The 9039-nt window shown below is 71.8% G+C and carries 9 protein-coding genes; 4 read left to right on the top strand and 5 right to left on the bottom strand.

Annotated features, from left to right (window positions below; all coding sequences use genetic code 11):
* Window positions 1-31: 31 nt before the first annotated feature.
* Window positions 32-247: a hypothetical protein gene (locus tag CQZ88_RS21755; RefSeq protein ID WP_006948069.1), complete on the bottom strand. Its 216-nt coding sequence runs from the start codon at window positions 245-247 to the stop codon at window positions 32-34.
* 216 nt (window positions 248-463) lie between these two features.
* Between CQZ88_RS21755 and coaE the strand changes: the two genes are divergently transcribed.
* Window positions 464-1681 (top strand): dephospho-CoA kinase, encoded by a 1218-nt coding sequence (gene coaE, locus CQZ88_RS21760; protein ID WP_180987060.1) that lies wholly within the window; start codon window positions 464-466, stop codon window positions 1679-1681.
* A gap of 24 nt (window positions 1682-1705) precedes the next feature.
* Here coaE and CQZ88_RS21765 read toward each other — a convergent pair whose 3' ends face one another.
* Window positions 1706-2218 carry a DUF402 domain-containing protein gene (locus CQZ88_RS21765; protein ID WP_065922522.1) on the bottom strand — a complete coding sequence of 171 codons (513 nt, stop codon included), beginning with the start codon at window positions 2216-2218 and terminating at the stop codon, window positions 1706-1708.
* A gap of 49 nt (window positions 2219-2267) precedes the next feature.
* The gene (locus tag CQZ88_RS21770) at window positions 2268-2861 is read right to left on the bottom strand and encodes a DUF3267 domain-containing protein (protein ID WP_102800301.1); all 594 of its coding nucleotides are present in this window, start codon (window positions 2859-2861) and stop codon (window positions 2268-2270) included.
* Window positions 2862-3059: 198 nt separating this feature from the next.
* On the opposite strand from CQZ88_RS21770, the gene uvrB reads away from it, so the two are divergent.
* From uvrB to CQZ88_RS21785, 3 genes are all read left to right on the top strand, one after another.
* Window positions 3060-5213 carry an excinuclease ABC subunit UvrB gene (gene uvrB, locus CQZ88_RS21775; protein ID WP_006948089.1) on the top strand — a complete coding sequence of 718 codons (2154 nt, stop codon included), beginning with the start codon at window positions 3060-3062 and terminating at the stop codon, window positions 5211-5213.
* A 10-nt stretch (window positions 5214-5223) separates the two neighbouring features.
* The gene (locus CQZ88_RS21780; protein WP_006948091.1) at window positions 5224-6096 is read left to right on the top strand and encodes a hypothetical protein; all 873 of its coding nucleotides are present in this window, start codon (window positions 5224-5226) and stop codon (window positions 6094-6096) included.
* 169 nt (window positions 6097-6265) lie between these two features.
* Window positions 6266-6718, top strand: coding sequence for a universal stress protein (locus CQZ88_RS21785; protein ID WP_006948093.1), 453 nt, complete (start codon window positions 6266-6268; stop codon window positions 6716-6718).
* A gap of 8 nt (window positions 6719-6726) precedes the next feature.
* Here CQZ88_RS21785 and CQZ88_RS21790 read toward each other — a convergent pair whose 3' ends face one another.
* Together CQZ88_RS21790 and CQZ88_RS21795 are read right to left on the bottom strand one after the other, a co-directional pair.
* Window positions 6727-7140, bottom strand: a complete 414-nt coding sequence (locus tag CQZ88_RS21790; RefSeq protein WP_232334186.1) for a DUF732 domain-containing protein — start codon at window positions 7138-7140, stop codon at window positions 6727-6729.
* A gap of 94 nt (window positions 7141-7234) precedes the next feature.
* On the bottom strand, window positions 7235-9039 hold a 1805-nt coding region (locus tag CQZ88_RS21795; RefSeq protein WP_258008720.1), incomplete at its 5' end, for an ATP-binding domain-containing protein.

Here is a 9039-nt window from a genome sequence, read left to right on the forward strand (position 1 = left end):
CGGCGTCGCGCCGACCGGATGCCGGAGGTGCTCAGCTCACCGCCGGGGTGCTGGCCCACTGGGCCGGCAGTTCGGCGGCGCGCTTGCGGATCGCCGCCTGGCTGTGGCGGGCGTTGCTGAGCAGCATGGTGAACCAGTTACGCCGGTGCTCGGCGAGCGCGGCGGCGACCTCGGGGATGAGGATGCAGTGAACACCGTTCTCCATGCCGAGGCGATGCCGACCGGGCAGCTGAGGGGAGGATCGCATGCGGTGCCTTTTCGAGTGGGGCGGGTAATGACGATGGTCGGACGCTCGGTCCGACGATATCTGACGCGCCGATGATACTGGGGCAGGCGAGGCGGGTGAGATGGGCGTGTTGCCGACGAAATCCCAGGTCGCGACCAGTCCGTGACCCCGTTGTGACTGCAGTGTGACGACCGGCCGGTGTCCGGCACCCGGATCGGTGATGCGACACTGTTCGACGTGCTGAGACTCGGACTGACCGGAGGCATCGGAGCGGGCAAATCCACCGTCTCCCACGAACTCGTCGCGCTGGGGGCGATGCTCGTCGACGCGGACACCATCGCCCGCGAAGTCGTCGCGCCGGGCAGCGAGGGCCTGGCCGAACTTGCCGCGGCCTTCGGTGACGACATCCTGCTGCCGGACGGATCCCTGAACCGACCGGCGTTGGCCGCCAAGGCCTTTGCCAGCGACGAGGCGCGGGCGGTGCTCAACGCGATCACCCATCCCCGGGTGGGGGCGCGCACCGCCGAACTGGTCGCCGCCGCACCCGCCGACGCCATCGTCGTCCAGGACATCCCGCTCCTCGTCGAGGGCGGCATGGCGCCCGCGTTCCATCTCGTCGCCGTGGTGCACACCGACGCCGGCGAGCGCCTGCGCCGCCTGGTCGAACTGCGTGCGATGCCCGAGGGCGACGCGCGGGCCCGCATCGCCGCCCAGGCCACCGACGAACAGCGCCGCGCGGCCGCGGACGTCTGGCTGGACAACAACGGCGACCGGGACGCCCTCGCGGCGGCCGTGCGCGCCCTGTGGACCGAGCGGCTCGTGCCGTTCGAGGCGAACCTGCGCAGCCGCACCCCCGTGCAGCCGGCGCCGGTGCTCCGCGACCCGAATCCGGACTGGCACCGGCAGGCGCAGCGGCTGATCGGCCGGCTCGCGCTCGCCGCCGGGGGCGGCGCCGTGCGGATCGACCACATCGGCTCGACCGCCGTGCCCGGGCTGGCCGCCGTCGATGTGCTCGACCTCCAGATCACCGTGCCGGACCTCGCCGCGGCGGACGCACTCGAGGACCCCCTCGCCGGCGCCGGATTCCCCCGCATTGCCCACGTCGACCACGACGACCCGCGGCCGTCGTACGGTGCCGGCGGCGAGACCGACCCGGCCGTGTGGGGCGCGCGCCTGCACGGCAGCGCCGACCCCGGTCGGCCCGCGTACGTGCATCTGCGGGTGCAGGGCTGGCCCGGCCAGCAGTTCGCCCTGCTGCTGCGGGACTGGTTGCGCGCGAACCCCGAGGCCGTCGCCGAATTCGCCGAGATCAAGCAGGCCGCGGCCCGTGACGCGGCCGCCCGGCACGACCCGGCCGAGGCCGCCGCCGTCTACGCCGGGGAGAAGGCCCCCTGGTTCGACGGCGCCTACACGCGTGCCTGGGAGTGGGCAGAGAAGACCGGCTGGTCGGCCTGACGCCCGGACCGAGGCGGGACCCGCTCAGCGCCAGCTGACCGGCATGGCCAGCGCGGCCAGCCAGGCATCGAGATCGTGGCCGTGCGTGGCGATGCCGTCCACCGCCCGCAACGCCCGCTGCACCGCGCGCTCGGCGGTCCCCGGATCCAGCAGTCCCGCCGCCGCGGCGGCGAGCAGTTCGTCGACGTCCTCGACGGCGGTGTCGCGGCCGGTGCGCACCACGAGATCGAGGTAGTGGTCGCGCGAGTGCCACACGTTCCCCTCGCACCAGAACTCGCCGACGTCGACGTACCGGTCCTGGTCGCGTTCGAAACCGGGCCGGAAGTGGAAGATCGACGCGCGCAGGCCGAGGTCCGGCAGCAGCCACGACTCGAGATACCCGAACTGCGGGTGGTCGGCGGGCCGCGCCATGTACAGGCCCCACCGCTCGACCCGGTACACCTCCACCTCCCGCACGATGCCCTTCGGGTCGACGTTCGTGTGCGCGGCCACATCGAAGGTCTCGACCTTGACGTGGTGAAGTTTCGCCTCGGACATGGGCTGAACGTTACTGCGGTCCGGGCCGGCGAACCCGCCGGTGCCGGACCTACCGGCCCGCCGGCCCGGCCGGCACCACCGTCGTCGTCTCGTACCCGTTGTCCTGCACGAGCGCGGAGGCGGGCAGCCGCCACAGCACGCCGGCCTGGACGTAGTCGCCGGCCGACCCCGCGAAGTTCACCACCGTGACGACAAAGACGGTGAGGACGAAGTCGACGGGCACGGCGAACAGCAAGGCCACCAGGACCGCGCCCCACAGCGCCACGGGGGCGAGCGTGACGGTCACGGCCGCGTTCCGCGTGAGCCAGGCGTCGCTGCCCGTCGTCAGGAAGGGGAACCGCACCGCGTACGTCGGGCGCACGCCGGAGAGGATCCGGGAGACCAGGCCGTGGGTCAGTTCGTGCACCGCCAGGTAGCCGAGGCACGCCACGACGGTGACGACGACCGTGGGCGCCGTGCCCCACCCGCTCCGCAGCGGCAGGCCCAGGACCACTGCCGCGCCGAGGAGGACGGCGACGGTGAGGACGAGGACGGTCCGGACGGCCGTGGCCGCCCGCGGGTCGTTCTTCAGGTCCAGCCGGGTGTGGACCCGATAGTCCGGTGGGGGCGCCACCGCGGGCTTCGGGTCGTTGCGAGCGTTCACGTGTACCCCCTGGATTTCGCGGTCTCCCGGGCGGACGCTCCGACGAGAGCCGACGGTGGACGGGCGGGCCGGTCCGACCGATCATGCCCGGCGGACGACTCCGTGTCCCGGCGGATGACTCCGTGTCCCGGCGGCCAGGCACCGGGTCCCTGCCGCCGCCGATCGGCATTGTCGGTGCCGCCGCCTACCCTGGTTCCCATGGCGTTCGCAAGCGAGCATCCCGTTGTCGCCCACTCCGAGTTCCGCCCCGTGGGGGAGATCGAACGGGCCGAGGGCCGGTTCGAGGTGGTCAGCGACCACAAGCCCGCCGGGGATCAGCCGGCCGCGATCGACGAGCTCGAGCGCCGCCTGCAGGCGGGGGAGAAGGACGTGGTGCTGCTCGGCGCCACGGGCACCGGCAAGTCGGCCACCACCGCGTGGCTGATCGAGCGGGTCCAACGCCCCACCCTGGTGATGGCGCCGAACAAGACCCTCGCCGCGCAGCTCGCCAACGAGCTGCGGGAGATGTTGCCGCACAACGCCGTCGAGTACTTCGTGTCGTACTACGACTACTACCAGCCCGAGGCGTACATCGCGCAGACCGACACGTACATCGAGAAGGACTCCTCGATCAACGACGACGTGGAACGGCTGCGGCACTCGGCCACCTCCGCGCTGCTCTCCCGTCGCGACGTCGTGGTGGTCGCATCCGTGTCGTGCATCTACGGCCTGGGCACGCCGCAGTCCTACCTGGACCGTTCCATCGCGCTCGAGGTCGGGGTGGAGGTGCCCCGCGACGCCCTGCTGCGCCTGCTGGTGGACGTGCAGTACACCCGCAACGACATGGCGTTCACGCGCGGCTCGTTCCGGGTCAAGGGCGACACCGTCGACATCATCCCCGCGTACGAGGAACTCGCCGTGCGCATCGAGTTCTTCGGCGACGAGATCGACGCGCTCTACTACCTGCACCCCCTGACGGGGGACGTGGTGCGCAAGGTGGACTCGCTGCGGATCTTCCCCGCCACCCACTACGTCGCCGGGCCGGAGCGGATGGAACGGGCCGTGACCGACATCGAGGCCGAACTCGAGGACCGTCTCGCCGACCTCGAGAACCGCGGCAAGCTGCTCGAGGCGCAGCGCCTGCGGATGCGCACCCAGTACGACCTCGAGATGATCCGCCAGGTCGGGTTCTGCTCCGGCATCGAGAACTACTCGAGGCACATCGACGGCCGTCCCGCCGGTTCCGCGCCGGCCACCCTGATCGACTACTTCCCGGAGGACTTCCTGCTGGTCATCGACGAGTCCCACGTCACCGTCCCGCAGATCGGCGCCATGTACGAGGGGGACATGTCGCGCAAGCGCAACCTCGTCGAATTCGGGTTCCGGCTGCCCTCGGCCGTCGACAACCGCCCGTTGACCTGGGAGGAGTTCGCCGCCCGCATCGGCCAGACCGTGTACCTGTCGGCCACCCCCGGCCCGTACGAGCTCGGGCAGGCCGGCGGCGAGTTCGTCGAACAGGTCATCCGGCCGACCGGACTGGTGGACCCGAAGGTCGTCGTCAAGCCCACCAAGGGCCAGATCGACGACCTGGTACACGAGATCCGCGAGCGCGCCGACCGGGACGAGAGGGTGCTCGTCACCACCCTCACCAAGAAGATGTCCGAGGATCTCACCGACTACCTGCTCGAGCTCGGCATCCGGGTGCGCTACCTGCACTCGGACATCGACACCCTCCGGCGCGTCGAGCTGCTCCGGCAGCTGCGGCTCGGCGAGTACGACGTCCTCGTCGGCATCAACCTCCTCCGCGAGGGCCTCGACCTACCCGAGGTCTCGCTCGTGGCGATCCTCGACGCCGACAAGGAGGGGTTCCTGCGCTCGACCACCAGCCTCATCCAGACCATCGGCCGGGCCGCCCGCAACGTCTCCGGCGAGGTCCACATGTACGCCGACAAGGTCACCGACTCGATGGCGCGTGCCATCGAGGAGACCGAGCGGCGCCGCGAGAAGCAGATCGCGTACAACCGCGAGCACGGCATCGACCCGCAGCCGCTGCGCAAGAAGATCGCCGACATCCTCGACCAGGTCTACGAGGAGGCCGACGACACCGTGGAGGTCGGGGGCTCGGGCCGCAACGCCTCCCGCGGCCGCCGCGCCCAGGGGGAATCCGGTCGCGCCGTGAGCGCCGGCGTCTACGAGGGCCGCGACGTGAAGTCCATGCCCCGGGCCGAACTCGCGGACCTCGTGCAGGAACTGACCGACCAGATGATGAACGCGGCCCGCGAGCTGCAGTTCGAACTGGCCGGGCGGTTGCGCGACGAGATCGCCGACCTGAAGAAGGAACTGCGCGGGATGGACGCCGCCGGCCTCGCGTAGCGTCTGCGGCATGGACCCACAGTCTGCCGGCCGCATCGCCCGTGCCCTCGAACTGATCCACTCCGTCGGGTACTTCGCCCCCGAAGTCGACGCCGCGCTCGGCGACACCGGCCTCGAGGCCGGCCGGATGCGGTACTTCGCGGCGCGTTCCGCCGCGCTCGGCGCGGTCGGGGCGGGCGTCGTGACCGCCACCTTCTACAACTTCAGTCCCCGTCTCGTCGCGTCCGCGATCCCGCACGCCTGGCGGCTCGCCACCCCGGAGGCCGTCGTGGCCGCCCGGCTGCGCGGCATCGACGAGTCGCTGGCCCGAATCCTCGGGCCCGAGGTGCTGGACTCGCCGGAGATGCGCGAGGCGGCGGACCTCGCCGCGAGCGCCGCCCGGGCCGTCCCGGGACCGGAGGGCCGGCCGCTGTACGCGGGGCACGCCGACCTGCCGTGGCCGGACGCCCCGCACCTGATCCTGTGGCACGCGCTGACCCTGCTGCGCGAATACCGGGGCGACGGGCACGTCGCGGCGTTGCAGACCGCCGGCCTGACCGGGATCGAGGCCCTCGTCACCCACACCGCCGCGGGGATCGGGTTCAGCGAGGACTTCGCCCGCGCGCGCCGCGGCTGGAGCAAGGAGGAGTGGGCCGACGCGGAGACGGCGCTGCGCTCGCGCGGACTGCTCGACCGCTCCGGTGCGCTCACGGACGAGGGCTTCGAGGTCCGCGAACTCGTCGAGGACCTGACCGACGACCTCGCGGCGGTGCCGTGGGCGGCGCTGGGCGAAGACAAGGCCGACCGGCTGACGGAGCTCGCGCTGCCGTGGCGGGACGCCATCGTGGAGTCCGGCGTGTTCCCCGCGCAGATGTTCGGCCCGCGTTACGGTGACGCACGGTAACGTCAACGGTCGTCAGTGGCGTCGAGCGCACGGCGGCGGGCCCTGTGGGATCCACCCCAAAGGCCGTCAACCCCGTCCGGTCGGCCGCTACTGTCGACGCAGCAGTCGGAAGGGGGACGCAACGACGGTCGCCCGCCGGCGAAACCCGACCAATTTCATGGAGGAATGCATGAGCGCCTACCGGACCGTAGTCGTCGGAACCGACGGTTCCGAGTCGTCGTACCGCGCCGTCGAGAAGGCAGCAGCTCTCGCCGGTGACGCCGAGGCCCGTCTCGTCATCGCGTGCGCCTACTACCCGGTGGATCCGAAGGACAGCGCCCGCGCCGCCGACGTGCTCGGTGAGGACGCCTACCAGGTGACCGGATCGGCGCCCACCTACGACATCCTGCGCACCGCCCGGGAGAAGGCCCACGCAGCCGGCGCCAAGAACGTCCTCGAACGGGCCGTCGTCGGGGCTCCCGTCGACTCGCTCCTCGAACTGGTCGACGAGGTGGAGGCGGACCTGCTCGTCGTGGGCAACCGGGGCCTGAACACCCTCACCGGCCGGTTGCTCGGCTCCGTACCCTCGGATCTGGCCCGCAAGTCGACCTCGGACGTGCTCATCGTGCACACCGTCCGCTGACGCGTCGATCAGCAGTAGGTCTCGCGGGCGGCACCCACGTAGAACCGGGCGGCGTCGTCGCCCTGCAACTCCGCCCGCGAGACGGACGCTGCGAAGGCCGCGACGGACCGGACCGAGCCGAGGATCTGTTCTTCCGGCAGGCCGGCGGCCAGCTGGGCACACGTCCCCCGGACCAGTGCCACCAGCGTCTCGTCGGGCACCCCGGCGGCCAGCCCGGCCTCGGCCAGGGCCTGCTTGAACCGCAGGGCCGGCCCGTCCAGCGCCTCCGCCTCGACCGGTGCGGCCGCCATCGGGACCGTGACCGGGATGGCGGCCGCGGAGTCCTCCGAGGCCGCGGTCCCCGCACAACCCGCGGTGGTGGCGAGGACCCCGAACCCTGCCAGGATGCGCGCCCAGCGCCCCCGAGGCCACACCGCTCTCACCGCCCCGCCTCCCGCTCCGACCGGTCGCACGTTCGTCCGCAACATACCGCCCGGCCGAACGGCGCAGTCGGTGAAACGGCACATCGGTGACCTGTCACAGCCGGGCCGGCGCCACCAGCGCCGCCAGTGCCTCGGGCAGTTCCCCGGTGTGCAGCACCCCGAGCCGTTGGGTGGCGCGGGTGAGCGCCACGTACAGGTCGTTGAGCCCGCGAGGCGACTCCGCCACGATGGCGGTCGGCTCCACCAGCAGCACCGAATCGAATTCCAGTCCCTTGACGTCCTTCACGGTGGACACCCGCACCGAATCCGACCGCAGATGCGCCCACTGCGCCGCGAGATCGTGCGGCACGATCACCGCCGTGAGGCCCGGGCCGTCCTCGGCCGCGAGGGCGCCGTGCACGGCTTCGAGAAGGCCGTCCGCGTCGACGTTCCGGACCCACGGTGTGAACCCGGACTCGCGCACCGAGCGGGGCGGCACCTGGTGCGGATCGATCTTGGCGAGGACCGCATGTGCGATCTCCATGATCTCCGCGGGCGTGCGGTAGTTGACGGTCAGCTCGGCCTCCTTCCACCGGTTGGCCACGTACGGCTCCAGGATCCGCTGCCAGGACGAGCTGCCGGCCGGATCCCCGGTCTGCGCGGTGTCGCCGACCAGGGTCATCCAACGGTTCGGGATGCGCCGCATCAGCATCCGCCAGGCCATCTCGGACAGCTCCTGCGCCTCGTCGACGATCACGTGCCCGTACGTCCAGGTCCGGTCCCCGGCGGCCCGTTCGGCCGTGGTCTCGTGGCTCGAGCGGCTCTGTCGCTGCGCGAGCTGGTCGGCGTCGATCAGGTCGTACGCCATCAGGATCTCCGGATCCAGCTCGTCCTCGAGATCCTGCGGGGCCGACCCCGTCAGGATGTCCAGGGCGCCCTGCGCGTCGGCGATCTGCTTGCGCCACTGCCGCGCGACGCGCTCCCGCTCGGCCGCGTCGTCGACGCCGAGCAACTCGGCGAGTTCGTCGAGCAGTGGCGCGTCCGCGGCGCTGAACACCCGCGTCGCCGAGGGGCGCAGCAGCAGTGCGCGCTGGTCCTCGTCGAGTTCCGGCGCCGCCGACGCGAGCCGCTCCCGGGACGCGAACAGCTCCGCGAGCACCTGCTGCGGGCTCAGCTGCGGCCACAGCGAGTCGATCGCCGCCGTGATGTCGCGGTCCGCCCGCATCTCGGCCCGGATGTCGTCGATGTCGTCCCGGCTCAACAGGTTTCCGCCGTCGACCAGATTCGCACCGATGATCGACGCGAGCTGGTCGGCGAGCGCGTCCACCACCGCGGAGACGAAGATCGGGCGAGCCAGGTTGTGCGGCCGGCGCGACGACCGGGCCCGGCCCCGCGCCCGCGTGACCGTCTTGCGGTCGAGGGTCAGCCGGTAGGTGTCGAAGACCAGGGGGATCGGCGTCGTCGGGATCTCCTGACGGTCCCGCACCGCCTTCTTCAGCACCTCGATCATGCCGAGCGAGCCCTTGATGGCGCCTGCCTCGAGGGAGTCCTCGACGCTCGCGCGCACCCCGGGGTACAGGTCACCGATCGTGGACAGCAACACGCCGGTCTCGCCGAGGGACGGCAGCACCTGCCCGATGTAGTCCAGGAACGTCGAGTTCGGTCCGACGATGAGCACACCGCTCTTCGCGAGCTGCCGACGGTACGTGTACAGCAGGAACGCCGCCCGGTGCAGGGCCACCGCGGTCTTCCCGGTGCCCGGGCCGCCCTGGACGACGAGCACGCTCTTGTGCTCGGACCGGATGATCGCGTCCTGCTCGGCCTGGATCGTCGCGACGATGTCGTGCATCTGCCCGGTCCGCGCGGCGTTCAGCGCGGCCAGCAGCGCCGACTCGCCGGCGACACCCCCCGCCGAGACGG

It is taken from the genome of Rhodococcus sp. ENV425, from assembly GCF_002887785.1.
Classification (GTDB): domain Bacteria; phylum Actinomycetota; class Actinomycetes; order Mycobacteriales; family Mycobacteriaceae; genus Rhodococcus; species Rhodococcus aetherivorans.

What these genes read in the sequence shown, in the direction of transcription:
- CQZ88_RS21755 (WP_006948069.1), bottom strand. Translation starts at nt 247, where the DNA reads ATGCGATCCTCCCCTCAGCTGCCCGGTCGGCATCGCCTCGGCATGGAG.
- CQZ88_RS21780 (WP_006948091.1), top strand. Translation starts at nt 5,224, where the DNA reads ATGGACCCACAGTCTGCCGGCCGCATCGCCCGTGCCCTCGAACTGATC.
- CQZ88_RS21785 (WP_006948093.1), top strand. Translation starts at nt 6,266, where the DNA reads ATGAGCGCCTACCGGACCGTAGTCGTCGGAACCGACGGTTCCGAGTCG.
- CQZ88_RS21765 (WP_065922522.1), bottom strand. Translation starts at nt 2,218, where the DNA reads ATGTCCGAGGCGAAACTTCACCACGTCAAGGTCGAGACCTTCGATGTG.
- uvrB (WP_006948089.1), top strand. Translation starts at nt 3,060, where the DNA reads ATGGCGTTCGCAAGCGAGCATCCCGTTGTCGCCCACTCCGAGTTCCGC.